The 14,386-nt window shown below is 64.4% G+C and carries 13 protein-coding genes and 1 pseudogene; 2 read left to right on the top strand and 12 right to left on the bottom strand.

Annotated features, from left to right (window positions below):
- Window positions 1-10 precede the first annotated feature (10 nt).
- From ACK41U_RS12995 to ACK41U_RS12965, 7 genes are all read right to left on the bottom strand, one after another.
- Entirely contained in the window at window positions 11-1,639 is a 1,629-nt protein-coding gene (locus ACK41U_RS12995; RefSeq protein ID WP_409680879.1) for a C1 family peptidase, read from the bottom strand.
- A gap of 980 nt (window positions 1,640-2,619) precedes the next feature.
- Entirely contained in the window at window positions 2,620-4,374 is a 1,755-nt protein-coding gene (locus ACK41U_RS12990) for an ABC transporter ATP-binding protein (RefSeq protein WP_409680876.1), read from the bottom strand.
- A gap of 17 nt (window positions 4,375-4,391) precedes the next feature.
- Window positions 4,392-4,760, bottom strand: a complete 369-nt coding sequence (locus ACK41U_RS12985) for a Rid family hydrolase (RefSeq protein WP_409680873.1) — start codon at window positions 4,758-4,760, stop codon at window positions 4,392-4,394.
- Window positions 4,757-5,125, bottom strand: a complete 369-nt coding sequence (locus ACK41U_RS12980; RefSeq protein ID WP_409680870.1) for a Rid family hydrolase — start codon at window positions 5,123-5,125, stop codon at window positions 4,757-4,759. Before ACK41U_RS12980 ends, ACK41U_RS12985 begins: the two co-directional genes overlap by 4 nt.
- Before the next feature lie 11 nt (window positions 5,126-5,136).
- A complete protein-coding gene (locus ACK41U_RS12975) occupies window positions 5,137-6,027 on the bottom strand; it encodes an ABC transporter permease (RefSeq protein WP_409680866.1) in 891 nt (296 codons plus the stop codon).
- 1 nt (window position 6,028) lies between these two features.
- Window positions 6,029-7,033 carry an ABC transporter permease gene (locus ACK41U_RS12970; protein ID WP_409680863.1) on the bottom strand — a complete coding sequence of 335 codons (1,005 nt, stop codon included), beginning with the start codon at window positions 7,031-7,033 and terminating at the stop codon, window positions 6,029-6,031.
- 54 nt (window positions 7,034-7,087) lie between these two features.
- Window positions 7,088-8,593 (bottom strand): ABC transporter substrate-binding protein, encoded by a 1,506-nt coding sequence (locus tag ACK41U_RS12965; RefSeq protein WP_409680859.1) that lies wholly within the window; start codon window positions 8,591-8,593, stop codon window positions 7,088-7,090.
- Window positions 8,594-8,812: 219 nt separating this feature from the next.
- Between ACK41U_RS12965 and ACK41U_RS12960 the strand changes: the two genes are divergently transcribed.
- Both ACK41U_RS12960 and ACK41U_RS12955 read left to right on the top strand, forming a co-directional pair.
- Entirely contained in the window at window positions 8,813-9,460 is a 648-nt protein-coding gene (locus ACK41U_RS12960) for a TetR family transcriptional regulator (RefSeq protein WP_409680856.1), read from the top strand.
- The gene (locus ACK41U_RS12955; protein WP_409680853.1) at window positions 9,457-10,974 is read left to right on the top strand and encodes a gamma-glutamyltransferase family protein; all 1,518 of its coding nucleotides are present in this window, start codon (window positions 9,457-9,459) and stop codon (window positions 10,972-10,974) included. The genes ACK41U_RS12960 and ACK41U_RS12955 overlap by 4 nt, the downstream gene beginning before the upstream one ends.
- A 62-nt stretch (window positions 10,975-11,036) precedes the next feature.
- Here ACK41U_RS12955 and ACK41U_RS12950 read toward each other — a convergent pair.
- From ACK41U_RS12950 to ACK41U_RS12930, 5 genes and pseudogenes are all read right to left on the bottom strand, one after another.
- A pseudogene (locus ACK41U_RS12950) lies at window positions 11,037-11,231 on the bottom strand (integrase core domain-containing protein); the annotation flags it as partial.
- Between the two features lie 121 nt (window positions 11,232-11,352).
- Entirely contained in the window at window positions 11,353-12,135 is a 783-nt protein-coding gene (locus ACK41U_RS12945; RefSeq protein WP_409680850.1) for an inositol monophosphatase family protein, read from the bottom strand.
- A 13-nt stretch (window positions 12,136-12,148) separates the two neighbouring features.
- Complete coding sequence (locus ACK41U_RS12940) at window positions 12,149-12,919, bottom strand: metallophosphoesterase (protein WP_409680847.1); 771 nt, start codon at window positions 12,917-12,919, stop codon at window positions 12,149-12,151.
- Window positions 12,920-12,930: 11 nt separating this feature from the next.
- Complete coding sequence (locus ACK41U_RS12935) at window positions 12,931-13,746, bottom strand: carbohydrate ABC transporter permease (RefSeq protein ID WP_409680844.1); 816 nt, start codon at window positions 13,744-13,746, stop codon at window positions 12,931-12,933.
- On the bottom strand, window positions 13,743-14,386 hold a 644-nt coding region (locus ACK41U_RS12930; RefSeq protein WP_409680840.1), incomplete at its 5' end, for a carbohydrate ABC transporter permease. The genes ACK41U_RS12935 and ACK41U_RS12930, both read right to left, overlap by 4 nt.

Raw genomic sequence — 14,386 nt, 5'->3', positions numbered from 1 at the left:
GCTGCGTTCATCAGTCATGGCTCAGGTAGAACTGCACGGTGCGCCGCGCCATGTTGCCGGCGGCATCGCGGGTTTCGATCGTGACCGGGTGCGGGCCGGGCCCTTCGGGAAGCTCGATCTGGGCACGGAAGGGGCCGCGCGACGAATACTGGCTGGACAAGGCCCCGGTCACGCTGAGCCCGGCAATCTCCGAGTCATCCTGCGCCGCGCCGTCGATCTGGAAAAAGCGGCTGCGAACCGGGATTGGCGCATCGGTGTCGTCAAATGCTTCGGGGGTGGGAGTGGTCAGAACGATCAGAGGCGGGGTGCTGTCCCCGTCGCCCGGAATCGCGGCAACGTGATCCAGACTGACCACCATCGCGGCGACATCGGCATCGCCGCTGGCGGCCTCGAACCCGGGGGTGGTGGCGTCGAACTCCATCTCCCCCGCTGCGACTAGCCTGCCGCCCAGACCTGCGTGCAACCGCTCCATGACCGTGCCGGACCCGGTCGCCATACGTTCGGCCAGTTGGTCGGGGTCCAGCGGGCTCTGCGCAAAGAGAAGGATGTAGTAATCGGTGCCGATCGTGTCGTTCAGCCGCGTGAAATGCTGCTCGGTCGGACCCGGCAGCAGCAATGTCGCCCCCTGATGGGCGAAGGGCGCGACCGCGTCGCCACGCGGATAGAGCAGCACATAATCGCCGGTGGCATCGCCCCCGATCACATACAGATAGCCGGTCCGGTCACTGGCGGCTTCGACCCGGAACCGGGTGCCGGACGGCAGGGGCCGGTCCAGATGATAGCCCGCAGCGGTGCGGCGCGCGCCGATCTGCTCGCCCGAGATATGGATGAACCGTGCCATGCCGCCCATGTCGACCACGCGCGGCGGGGGCGGCGGGTCGAAGGGAAGGATCTCGTATCCCTCGAAGGTCACCGCATTGAACATGTCATAGCTGATCCAGAAAAACCCGCCATTGCCCCAGCCGCTACCCCATGAATTCACGATCTCGAACGCGCCGCCCTCGTGCAGATCATCATAGCCGACGACCGTCATGGCATGGCCGCCCAGCGCGCCGCTGGCGAAAGCGCGGTCAAGGTCATTCAGATGGCCCAGATCCGTCTGGGATGGCCGCCACACGCCCTGCCCCCCGTAAGACTGAAAGCTGTTCCCCACCGCCATACCGATGACAACCGGATTGCCATTTGCAAGGGCGCGACGCACCGCGACATGCTTGTTGCGCGCGCTTTCGCCCCACAACCGCGCGAACCCCTTGATGCGATGGGCGCCAGCACTCGAGCGCAGCATCTGGGATGGTTGGGCGGAACAGACGTCGACATTATAGCCAAACTCGCTCAGCGGCGCGACGCCCTGGTCGCGGATCAGTTCCAGGGCGTCGGGCACATACGATCCGTCGCAACCGGCCAGCGCGATCTGGTTGAAGACGTAAGAGGGTGACAAGACGATCCGGCTCAGGTTGGAGCGATCTTCGACCCCAAGTTCCTTGGCCTTCAGCAGGGTGCGCGCGGCGTAGGCGGTGGCCCAGCCGACGCAGCTGCCTTGGCTGCCCTGATCCCCGACTGGCGGAACAAAGGCCTTCAGCGACATTGCGGGCGGCGCGCTGAGGTAATCGCCCCGTGCCAGGGGCGCGGTGCGGGGCACTGACGCATATACCTCCGGGTCCAGCGCGGCCCCGCGGCCAAATCCCTGTGACCACGCCCCGGATGCACCCGGCCCGACGGACACAGAGACAAGCAGCATCAGGACAAAGACAATCCTCGGGGCCGAACTCAACACATCAGAACTCAACAAATCACAGGTCTTAACGACACACGTACCCAGGCATGGCTTCAAGTGACCCCGAGCATGCGCAAGTTCATGGAACATCTTCACATTAAACCCGGCACAATGATCCACAAAGCGAAAATTCGTTCTGATTTTTTGGATTTGTTCCCTGCGGTCGCATCAAAAGATGCAGAGAATTTATATAAAATATTGATATTTATTGCAAATCATGAAACTCGGCGGGCGACGAAGATGGATCGTGATACCATCTCCGCGAGGTGGTCCTTGGCGCCGACCTGAAAGAAGGTCTTAAGTCACACAGAGCCAACAGTCGATTTCCTCTGGATGACCCGGAAATTGACGTCAGTTTAAAATCTGAATTTGTATATTGAAAATGAGCTCAGGATTTCTGAAAATTAACCCGCTGGGAGGCAGCTTGTATTTGTGCATATAATAGTTCTGGTGACCGCACAGGGGAGTTAACTCAGGCAAGTCCCACCCCGAGCCCCCGGAAAATCACGATCAAAGCACGCCAGAAAGAAGGCGATCAGCCGCGACGGCACCGGATAGGCGTTGCAATCAATCTCGACGGCGCAGTCCGATGACAGAGAATCGGACCAAAGCGGTCGTTCACGCAGCTCGCGGAGTTTTCAGCATGGATCGACGAGAGCGGGGGGACGACGATGCAGAGGAAAGAACGAGTAGCCTTTCGTCTGGCTCCGTTGCACTGGAAACCCGATGAAGTGGCCTGCGATGGCTGGGGGATGTTCTTACACTATTGATAAGATCGCACGGAAAGAGTGCAACCTTTCCGCGGCCATCCCCCGAACAGGCACAGAATGCGCCTTTGACATACTTCAGGCGTCCTTTCGCAGCTGGTGTCCCGGAGAGACCTGGTCCCAGACCGCCAAAGGCAACACCGTGCCGACAGGATAGACGGGTGCGCTGGTCGACATGGGGGGCATCGTGCGGCGAAACCGCTGTCCGGGATGTGCGACGGGGACCGCGTCGAGCAATCGTTTGGTATAGGGGTGGGCGGGGCGCATCAGAACCTCGCGCACCGGCCCCTGCTCGACAATAACGCCGCGATACATGACCAGAATTCGATCAGCGATCCGTTCGACCACGGCCATGTCATGCGAGATGAACAGCAGCGCCAGATCCTCGTCGCGCTTCAACCGTTCCAGCAGGGTCAGGATCTGTTCCTGCACGGCGACATCCAGCGCCGAGACGGGTTCGTCCGCGATCAGCACCTTGGGACGCACGACCAGCGCGCGGGCGATGCAGATCCGCTGGCGCTGCCCGCCCGAGAACTGATGCGGATAGCGATCAAGGCTGCCCCCGGGCAGGCCGACCCGCGCGATCAGGGCGGCCAGAGCCGTGTCACCGGCGCACTCGGTCCGGTGCAGGCCCCTGATGCGCAAAGGCTCGGTCAGGATCTGGCGCACGGACATGCGCGGGTCCAGCGCGGCATAAGGGTCCTGAAACACCATCTGGATGTCGTCGCGTGCGGTGCGCAGGGCCTGCCCGCTCAGCGCCAGAATATCCTTGCCCGCCAGCATCGCCCGCCCGTCATCGGTCGGCACCAGCCGCAGCAACGACCTGGCAAGCGAAGATTTCCCGCAGCCGCTTTCCCCGATGACCGCGACCGTCTCGCCGGGATGCAGATCAAAGCTGACATCCTCGACCGCGTGAAGATTGGCGGTGTGCCGCCGCCAGAGGCCCGAGCGGACGGCAAAGCGCGTGGTCAGATGGCTGACCGACAGCACCGGCACCTTGCCGGACGGCGGCGCCGGGGGCCGGGCGGCATCGGGCTGACGGAACCGGGGCGCGGCATCCAGCAGCTTGCGGGTGTATTCATGCGCGGGCGCATCAAAGACCTGCGTCACGCAGCCCTGTTCGACGATGCAGCCCCGCAGCATGACCGCGACCCGGTCGGCAATCTCGGCCACCACGCCCATGTCATGGGTGATGAACAGCACGCCCATTCCGGTCTGCTGTTGCAGGCTGCGGATCAGCTGCAGGATCTCTGCCTGAACGGTCACGTCCAGCGCGGTTGTCGGCTCGTCCGCGATCAGGATGTCGGGCTCGCACACCAGCGCCATGGCGATCATCACCCGCTGGCGCATGCCGCCCGACAGTTCGTGCGGGAACTGGTCGAACCGGCGCAAGGGGTCGGTCATGCGGACCTTGTCCAGCATCGCCACGGCGCGCGCCTTTGCGGTGCCCTCGTCATGGGGGCGGTGTTGGCGGATCGCCTCGATCAGCTGCGCGCCCACCGTCATCACCGGATTGAGCGATGTCATCGGGTCCTGAAAGATCATCGCGATCCGCGCACCCCGCACCCGACGCAGGCGCCGCTCGGACAGGCGGGCAAGATCCAGCGGTGGCTGGCGGGGCGTGTTCAGCAGAATGCGCCCACCGGTGATATGGCCGCCCTGATGGTCGATCAGGCGCATGATCGCCTTGACCGTGACCGACTTGCCAGACCCGGATTCACCCACCAGCGCAAGGATCTCGCCCCGTTCCAGCGTCAGCGAGACGTCGCGGACCACCGGGGTCCGGTCCGCGCCAAAGGCCACATCAAGGTTCTGGATGCTCAGCAGGCTCATGGGTGGCCCCTTTCAGGTCAGGCGGCGGCAGGGCGCGCGGCCCAGACACGGATTTCAAGCAGGGAATCGCGGCGCGAGGCGGCCATTTGCACCACCGACAGCCCGGGGGCATGGGCATCGCCGACCCAGTCATTCCAGACCGGCACAAAGGCGGGCCAGTCGGCCATGTCGGCCAGCCACACCTGCGCGCCGATCAGCCGGGCACGGTCGCTGTCCATCTGGCCCAGAAGGTCGTCGATGACGCCCAGAATGCCCCATGTCTGCCCCACGAAATCGCACGCCTTGTCGGGCGCCGTCAGGCAGACCGAGGCGATGTCGCCCGCCGCCGACCCCAGAAAGATCTTGGGGCCCCAGCTGTCGATGCGTCCGGTTTTCTGAATGCTCATGCTGCAGCCTCGCGCCAGGCGACGGCCACGATCTCCAGCAGCAGGTCGGGGCGATACAGCTCGCCCGACACGCAGGTGCGGGCCGGCGGATTGGCCGCATCGACCCAGCCGTTCCAGACCGAATTCAGGCCCGAGAAATAGCGCATGTCCTTGAGCCAGATCGTCACCGTGAACAGGTCGGCCTGCGTCAGCCCGGCCTCGGCCAGCAACTGCTCCAGCTGGTCGACCACGTCGCGGGCCTGTTCCTTGATGTCGCCGTCCAGATTGCGCGGTTGCAGCCCGGTGAAATGGGTCCAGTTGCCGGTCTTGCAGACCAGCGAGCGTTTGGCGCCGTCCATCGTGGCGGGATTGGTGCGGGTGATCATGTCGTCTCCTCTCAGTGGGATTTCAGTTTCGGGTCGAACTGGTTGCGCAGGGCATCACCCAGCAGGTTCATGCCCAGCACGGTCACAAAGATCGCAAGGCCGGGAAACAGCGCCATCCACCACGCGGTCGAGATATAGGACCGTGCATCCGACAGCATGCCGCCCCATGTCGGGATGGCGGGCGGCACGCCCAGCCCCAGAAAGCTGAGCGAGCTTTCCGCGATGATGGCATTTGCCATCGCGAAACTGGTCATCACGATGATCGACAGCATGACATTGGGCAGGATGTGGTGGCGGATGATGAACGCGTCCGAGGCGCCAAGCGTGCGCGCCGACAGGATGAATTCGCGTTCGCGCAGGGCCATCGTCTCGGCCCGTGTGACGCGGCAATAGGGGATCCAGCGTTGCGCCGTCAGGGCGATGATAACGATGCTGAGGCCCTGGCCCACAAAGGCCACGATGGCGATCGCCAGCATCAGCGGCGGGAATGACCAGAAGATCTCGACCAGCTTCTGAATCGCGGCGTCGATGCGACCGCCGAAATAGCCCGCGACGACGCCCATGAACACGCCCGTCAGGCTGGCAAAGACCGCCACCGCGCCCGCGATGATCAGCGACACCCGCGATCCATAGATGATCCGGCTGAGGATGTCGCGCCCGACATGATCGGTGCCCAGCACATGCGGGCCGGTCCAGTCGGGCGGCAGCATCGCAACCATCAGATCCTGATGGTTGGGCGAATGCGGCGCCAGCCACGGGCTGAACAGCCCCATCACCAGCAGGATCGCCACGGTGGTGATGCCGAACCCCGCCTTGAAGCCGGTCAGATGGCGATAGGTCTTGCGAAAGCGCATCCAGCGGGCACGGAACCCCTGCGAAATGGTCTGGGTGGTCGTGCTCATCTCAGTTGATCCTGATGCGGGGGTCGATGAGGGTGTAGAGAACGTCGATCAGCAGGTTCACCAGAATGAAGATGCCGGTGTAGATCAGCACCAGACCGATGATCAGTGGATAGTCGCGCGACGAAATTCCCTGAATCAGCAGGCTGCCGATACCGGGCCACGCAAAGACCGTCTCGACGATCATCGCGCCCGACAGCAGCGCGCCGAATTCCAGCCCGATGATGGTCACGACCCCGATCAGGGCGTTGCGGAACGCATGCCGCCACAGCACACGGCTGCCGCTGAGCCCCTTGGCGCGCGCGGTCATCACGAAATCCTCGTGCAGCGCCTCTTGCACCGATGCGCGGGTCAGCTGCGTGATGATGCCCATCATGTTCGTGCCCAGAACGATGGCGGGCAGGGCCAGATGCTTCAGCGCCGCCACGAACGCATCGCCCCTGCCCTGCAACAGCGCATCCAGCAGCAGAAACCCGGTGATCCGGTCCAGCCCCAGCCCCCATGGCTCGCGCCCGCCCGAGGGCAGGATGTGCCAGTGCCCGGCAAACAGCAGGATCAGCAGGATGCCCATCCAGAAATTCGGCATTGAAATGCCCGCGAAACTGAAGGTCGAGGCGATGCTGTCCCAGACCGATCCGGGCCGCGCGCCTGCCAGAACGCCAAGCGGAATCCCCACCAGAACCGCAATCAGCGTGGCGGCCAACGCAAGCTCGATCGTGGCGGGCAGGCGTTCCAGCACGATGTCCATCACCGGCTGGCGATAGCGGAACGACATGCCGAAATCGCCGGTCAGCGCGTTGCCCAGAAAACTGAGAAACTGGATCACCGGCGGGCGGTCCAGCCCCCATGCCTCGCGGATGCGGGCCTTGTCGGCATCCGATGCCTCGTCCGAGATCAGCATGCTGACCGCATCGCCGGGCGCGAACTGCATCAGGGTGAAAACAATCCCCGCCACGACGACAAGAACCGGGATCGCGCCCAGCAGGCGCTTGGAAAGATAAAGGTGCATCGGATGTCTCCTGTTCCGGTCCGGGCCACTGCGGCGACCCGGACCGAAGGGGGGTCAGTTGACGAAGATCTCCCAGCCATTCACCTGATCGGCCGGGCGCGGCGTAAAGCGGATGTCATGCGACACGCCCCACGCCATCTGATGCTGCCACATGAAGGCGGCGGGCGCCTCTTCGACCAGATGCGCGATGGCGGCCTGCATCTTGCGGGCGCGTTCGGCGGGATCGAACTCTGCCCGCTCTGCGGCCAACACTTCATCCAGGTCCGGGTCCGAAAAGCCGATCCGGGGCGAGCCGCCGGTCGCGAAATACTGGTGCAGCGCCCGCGACGGGTCGATCATGGACCCGCGCCCCATATAATAGAATGGGACGTTGCCCTGCTGCACATTGGCCCACAAGGTCGCCCATTCCGGCGTGTCCAGCGTGACGGAAAAGCCTGCGGCCTCCAGCATGGGCACCATCGCCTCGGTGATCTGACGATCGGCGGTGTAGCGGCCGACCGGGGTGGACAGCGTCACCTCGACACCCTCCAGACCCGCCGATTGCAGCAGCGCGCGGGCCTTTTCAGGGTCATAGTCGAAGGGACTGGCGAAACCCGGATCATAGCCGATCTGGCCTTCGCTGACCGGACCATCCAGCAGGTTGGCCTGCCCTTGCAGGATCGCGCGCACGATCGCCTCGCGGTTGATGGCATGGGCCACGGCCTGCCGCGCCTCGATCCGGTCCCAGGGGGGCGTGCCCGGAGACATGGCCAGAAACATCATTTCGACGGAATTGGTCGAGGCGATGCGGGCATGGGGCATATCCTCAACCCGCTGCATCAACTGCGGCGGCACGCCCTGCGCGATCTGCACCTCGTTATTGGCCAGGGCGGTGACACGCTGTTCCGGCTCGGCCATGATGCGATACATGATCTGCGCGGGGTTTTCGGGCGACAGCATCGGGTGGCCGTCATTGCGTTCGATGACGATATGCTGGCCAATGCTGACCTCGGACAGCTTGTAGGGACCGGCGCCATAGGGGGCGTCGGTGAACATCGCGTCGCCCATCTCGTCGAACAGCGCCTTGGACGTCACGGCCACACCGGCCAGATTGTCGCGCAGCGTCGCGTCCGGCGTGGCCGTCGTGATGCGGACCGTCAGGTCGTCGACCGCCTCGACCGTTTCCCAGCCTGCGACCAGATAGGATTTGCCCGACCCCGGATTGCTGCCCAGATAGTCGATGGAATGCACGATATCCTCGGCAAGGACCGGGTCGCCGTTATGGCGGATCAGCCCTTCGGGCAGCCTGATCTCCCACGTCAGCTCGTCGATCGACTCGACCGATTGCGCCAGAAACGGCACGAACTCGCCCTTGTCGAAATCATAGCGGGTGATACAGCCATAGATCTGGCACCAGACGCTGGACAAAAGCACGACCGGATCGCTGTAAGGGTTATAGCCCGAGATCGTCTCGGTGATCGCCACCGCCACGCGTGCGCTCGTCGGGTCCTGCGCAAGGACACCGGAGGCCGGGGCCGTCATCGCCGCTGTCGCAAGAAGAGGTAGAAGTGTCTTTCTCATGTTCGTCCGCTCTGTTGGGCCATGTCGGGGTGACAGGTCTTTGGATTCACTTTGATCTTGCCTTGCCGGCTTGTGTTGGTAAGAATGTAAGTGAACGATTACTTACTATCTGAGAACCCTGAAACTCGATGAAAGGCCCGTAATGTCCTGCCAACCGCAGCCCGCGCTTAACGAATGGTCGAACTGCTCGGGTTTCGCGCAATTCGGGGATGAAATTTGATGCAGAGCGCGGCTGATACCGTCGCCAACGATTCGCCCGGTGGTGTTGCCGGGCGCCTGATCGAGGCGGGCACCACCGAATTCGTCCTGCATGGATTTCAGGGGGCCAGCATCTCGCGGATCGTCGAGTCCGCGGGCTGCAACGTGCGCATGATCTATCATTACTTCGGCAGCAAGCTGGGCCTCTATCGCGCCTGCATCGATCGCAGCTATGACAGGTTGCGTCAGGCCGAGGCCGACGCGACCTTCTGGGCGCTGCCCGCGCGCGAGGCGATCTCGGAACTGGTGCGTTTCACCTTTGACTACATGGTGAACAATCCCGAGTTTCAGGGGCTGATGCGGGTCGAGAACATGGCCGACGGCCAGCACGCCCGCACACTGGAACAGGTGAATGCCCGCGCCGTCGCGCTGTTCGATGCGATCGGAGGGGTTCTGGACCGGGGGATCGCCGCCGGGGAATTCGCCCGGCGGTGCGAGCCGCAGCTTTTGTATCTGTCGATCCTCGGGCTTTGCACGATCCACGTCTCGAACAGGCACACGATGGGCGTGGTCATGGGCCGCGACCTTGGCGCGCCCGATTTCCTGAAGGCGCGACGGGACGAGGTCGTGCGCATCATCATCGCCTCGCTGGACGAAAGACCTTCATGAACGGCGCAGTCACCACCCCCCACCCCCTTGCGACCGAGGCCGGGATGGCGGTGCTGCGCGCAGGTGGCACCGCCCCCGAGGCGATGATCGCCGCGGGCGCCATGCTGACCGTGGTGACCCCGCATTTCTGCGGTCTGGGCGGCGATGCGGTCTGGCTGGTCGCCGACCGGCACGGGGACCAGCGCGCGTTTCTGGCAATCGGGCAGGCCATCGACCGGGACATGCCCAAGGCCCCCTTCCCGCAAAGGGGGCCGGGATCAATCCTGACCACCGCGGCGGTTGTCGATGGCTGGCGCCATGCGCTGGCCTATTCTGCCGAGCGCCTGGCCGGACGGGGCCGGTGGGAGGATTTGCTGGCACCCGCCTTTGCCGTGGCGCGCGACGGGTTCGCCGTGACCCCCTCTCAGGAATTCTGGGCCAGTTTCCGCGCGGATGACATTGCGCACTGGCCCGGGTTCGAGGGGTTGTTCGTGCAGGACGGCCGCGCCCTGCCTGCCGGGCATCTGCTGCGCCAGCCGGATCTGGCGCGCAGCCTGCACATGATCGCGCAGAACGGACCGGGCGAATTCTATTCGGGCGGGCTGGCCCGCAGGATCGTCGAGGCACTCTGCGATGCCGGGGCAGTCATGTCCGCCGCCGATCTGGCGCAAACCCGAACGCGCGAGGACGTGCCGCTTTCGCTGCGCTATCGGGATTTCAGCCTGCTGGCGCCGCCGCCGCCGACGCAAGGCCTGACCACGCTGCAGATCATGGGCATCCTGTCCCGCTTTGAGCTGTCAAAGCTTGAACCCGGGGGCGCCGACCACTTTCACCTCTGCGTCGAGGCGGTCAAGCAGGCCTTCCTCGATCGTGGGGTCATTGCCGATCCAGCCAGCGCTGCGGTGCCGACGGGCCGGCTTTTGGGCAATGACCATCTGGACCGTCAAGTCGCCCGCATTTCACGGGATCGGGCGCTTGCATGGCCCCATGACTGGCAGCATGGCGACACGGTCTTTCTGGGAGCGATAGACGAGCGGGGCAACGCCGCAAGCGTTCTGCAAAGCACCTATTTCGACTGGGGCAGCGGCGTTGTTGCGGGCGATACAGGGATCATCTGGCAGAACCGCGGGGCCGCCTTCAGTCCAGATCGGCACCACCCGAACGCCTTTGCCCCCGGGAAACTGCCGTTCTACACGCTCAATCCCGGCATCGCCCTGCGCGACGGAAAGCCTGCATTTGTCTATGGAACGCAGGGTGCGGATGGACAACCTCAGACCCTCTCGATGCTTTTGACGCTGCTGATGGACTTCGGGCAGGACCCGGTCACGGCCCTTTCGGCCCCGCGCTTTCTGCTTGGCCGCACATTCTCGGATCAGCGCGATAGCCTGAAGCTCGAAAGCCATGCCGGAGTCGACATCATCCGCGCGCTGGCGGCAAGGGGCCACGACGTTTCACCCATCCCGGCATTAAGCCCTCTGGCCGGGCAAGCGGGTGTCGTTACCCCTGAAGGTGGCTTTCACGATCCGCGCGGCTAGCAGATGCAGCGGGTTCATCACTGGGCAATCCCCCCATTTCTGACGGGGTGCCGAAATAGAACTCATGCGTCCATCTTCAGTGTCCGGGCGGGTGTGATGCCGCCGATGCCCCTGTTCGGGCGGTCGTTGTTGTAAGTCCATAGCCATTGCGTGGCGGGATCCTGCGCCTCCTCGATGCTGTCGATGATGTCTTGGTCGCGCCATTCATGCCGAACCGTGCGGTTGTATCGCTCGATGCAGGCGTTCTGCCGGGGTTGGCAGATCAGGCTCATCCACAAAAGATCGACAAGCCGGGCCGGATGCCTGAATACACCAACAAGACCCGGTGACTCAGCTGTCGTGAACGGTGCAGGGCACCGCCCACAGCCCCGGACCTCTTCAAGGGGAGGGGGCGGTGTGCTTGCTGATCAGTGGTCGGCAGGCGTCCACCAACGCAGGTTTTCCGATTACAAAGCGCAGCTTTTCAGTCAATGGTGTCGAGGTCCAGTCCAGCGTCGAGACGGCGCCAAGTGCGATCAGGACCGGCCAGGCGGCCATCACGTCCCACGCGCTTTCACCATAGCCGACATGGCCATCGACCTCACCGAGGGCGACCTCGATGAGCGAAAGGGTTGACGCATTGCAGCAGCGGAACATGATCCCGGCGTCTTCAGTCAGAAACCGCAGCATCTCGATCCGCTCGGGGGCCGGGATGGCGCGGCCCAGACCCACGCCTACGGCCGCGCGGTCGGGAAGATAGGGGGAAAGGGGCGGCAGGGGCGCGCCGTTCAGCAGCGGGGCATGGCCCGCACCGCCGGTCAGGGTCAGGCCAAGGGCCGGGGCATGGATGATGCCGAGCACGGGCTGCCCGTCCTGCCACAGCCCGATAGAGACCGCCCATTGCCGCCCGCCACGCACGAAGTTGAACGTGCCGTCGATCGGATCGACGACCCAGATGCGCCCTGATCGGCCGGGGGTCAGGCCGTCCTCTTCCCCCAGGATGCCATCATCGGGAAAGGCCGCGCGCAGGCGGGCGGTGATGAGGGCCTCGACGGCGCGGTCGGCGATGGTGACCAGATCCAGCGGGCCTTTGGCGCTGACCGCGCTGTGGTCGAGTTGGCCGAAATGGGTCAGGGCCAGATCGCCTGCCTCATGCGCAAGCGGCGTCAGAAGATTGAACATGCAGGTTCCGGGATCAAAGGTCGGGAAAGCGGTGATGGATGACGTGGGCGCCGTCCGCGTTCAGAAGATGAACGGCATAGTGATAGGGCTCGGGAACGGTGGGCGGCTCGTCCGGGGCGCCCAGGTCCAGCGCGAACTGGAAGGCGGTGCTGGTCGCCGCGCAAACCATCGAATGGCCGAACCGCGCGGTGAAGGGGCGGTGCAGGTGGCCGCACAGGATCGTGGCGGGCCGGGGCTCTGCGTCCAGCAGGTCCGACAGGTCGCCCGCGCCCTCGATCAGGATCGGGCCGTCCAGCCGGCCCATGCCGGCCGCGCAGGGCGGATGGTGCAGCGCCACCAGCGTGTGTCCGTCGAAGGGGCGGGCCAGCTGCGTCTCCAGCCAGTCCAGCTGCGGCGGCAGAATGCGGCCACCGACCTCGCCCGGCGACAGGCTGTCCAGCGCGATGACGCGCACATGGTCCTGCTGCCAGACATGGTGCAGCAGGTCAGGATCGGCATAGCGGCGGTCGGGGACGCAGGCGCGCAGCAGGTCGCGGTCGTCATGATTGCCGGGGACGATCAGGAAGGGCACCGTCAGTGCCGCCAGCACGTCCGCCAGCACCGCATATTCATCGGCGCGGGCGTCGTTGACCGTGTCGCCGGTGATGACGACCAGATCCAGACCCGGAAAGGCGGACAGGTCCGCCATCAGCGCGCGGGCGCGGCTGACCGCATCGGGCCGGGTCAGGCCCGGCGCATCCGGCGCGGCGGTGATGTGCAGGTCCGAGATATGGGCGATACGCATCGGGGGTCCTTTTATCTGATGCCCGCGCGCATGAAGCTTTGCACGAACTGGCGTTGGAAGATCAGGAAGGCCACCAGCAGGGGTGCCACCGACAGCAGGGTGGCGGCGGTGATGGTGGGCCAGTCGATGCCCTGCTCGACCGTCGAAAAGACCTGCAGTCCGACGGTGATGGGGCGGGTGGTGGCGGAATTGGTGATGATCAGCGGCCACAGGAAGTTGTTCCAGTGATAGGCGACCATGACCAGACCGTAAGCCAGATAGGTGGGGCGCGCGAGGGGCACATAGACCCGCCACAGCACCTGCATCGGCCCCGCGCCCTCCATCCGGGCGGCCTCGTCCAGTTCTTTCGGCACGCTTTTGAACGCCTGCCGGAACAGGAAGATGCCGAAGGCCGAGGCCAGATAGGGCAGCGCAATCGCGGGGATCGTGTCCAGGAGGCCCATCTGCGAAATCGTGGCGTAGTTGCGCACCAGCAGCACCTCGGGCATGACCATCATCTGCACCAGCACCAGCATGAACAGCCACTCGGACCCGCGAAACGGAAAGACGGCAAAGGCATAGGCGGCCAGCGTGCAGATCACGAACTGGCTGGCGACGACGAAGACCACCAGCAGCACGGTGTTCAGGAAATAGCGGTCGAAGGGCACGGCGTTCCAGACGCGGATGAAGTTCTCCAGCGTCAGCGGCGCGAACAGATCGAAGCTGGCGGCATAGACCGGCGGATGGATCGCGGTCCAGATCGCATAGACCAGCGGCAGGATCCACAGCAGGGCCAGCGCCCATGCGATCAGGTTCAGGGTGATGCGGTTTAGGGTGGGGCGGGTCATCGGTAGTGGATCCTTTTGTCCAGAACGCCGAACTGGATCAGCGCGATCAGCGCCAGCATCCCCAGCAGCACCACGCTGAGCGCCGCCGCATAGCCCGTGTCCCAATAGCTGAACGCCACCTGATAGATGTAATGCAGCAGCAGCTGGGTCGAGTTGTTGGGGCCGCCGCGGGTCAGGGCGATGACGTGATCGACCAGCCGGAACGCCTCGATCACCGCATTGATTAGGATGAACAGCGTGGTGGGCATAAGCAGCGGCAGGATCACCCGGCGCAGGCGTTGGGCGGGGCTGGCGCCCTCCAAAGCGGCGGCCTCCAGCAGGCTGGGCGGGATCTGTTGCAGGGCGGCGAGGTAAAAGATCATGAAGAACCCCGCCAGCTTCCACACGGTGATGACGATCAGCGCCCAGAGCGCGGTTCCGGGCATGCCCAGCAGGTTGTTGCCGCCCAGACCGAACAGGCCCAGGATCTGGTCGATCAGCCCGTAATCGGGGGCATAGAAGAACATCCAGATATTGGCCACGGCGATCATCGGCAGGATGGTGGGGGTGAAATAGGCCAGCCGCACCAGCGCCCTGCCCCCGATCCGGGCATTGACCAGCAGCGCCATCGCCAGCGCCAGACCCATCGAGGCGGGGATGA

The sequence above is a fragment of the Paracoccus sp. (in: a-proteobacteria) genome (assembly GCF_046289755.1).
Lineage (GTDB): Bacteria > Pseudomonadota > Alphaproteobacteria > Rhodobacterales > Rhodobacteraceae > Paracoccus.
Note: the sequence above shows the minus strand (reverse complement) of the source record. Positions and strands in the feature narration are given on the sequence as shown.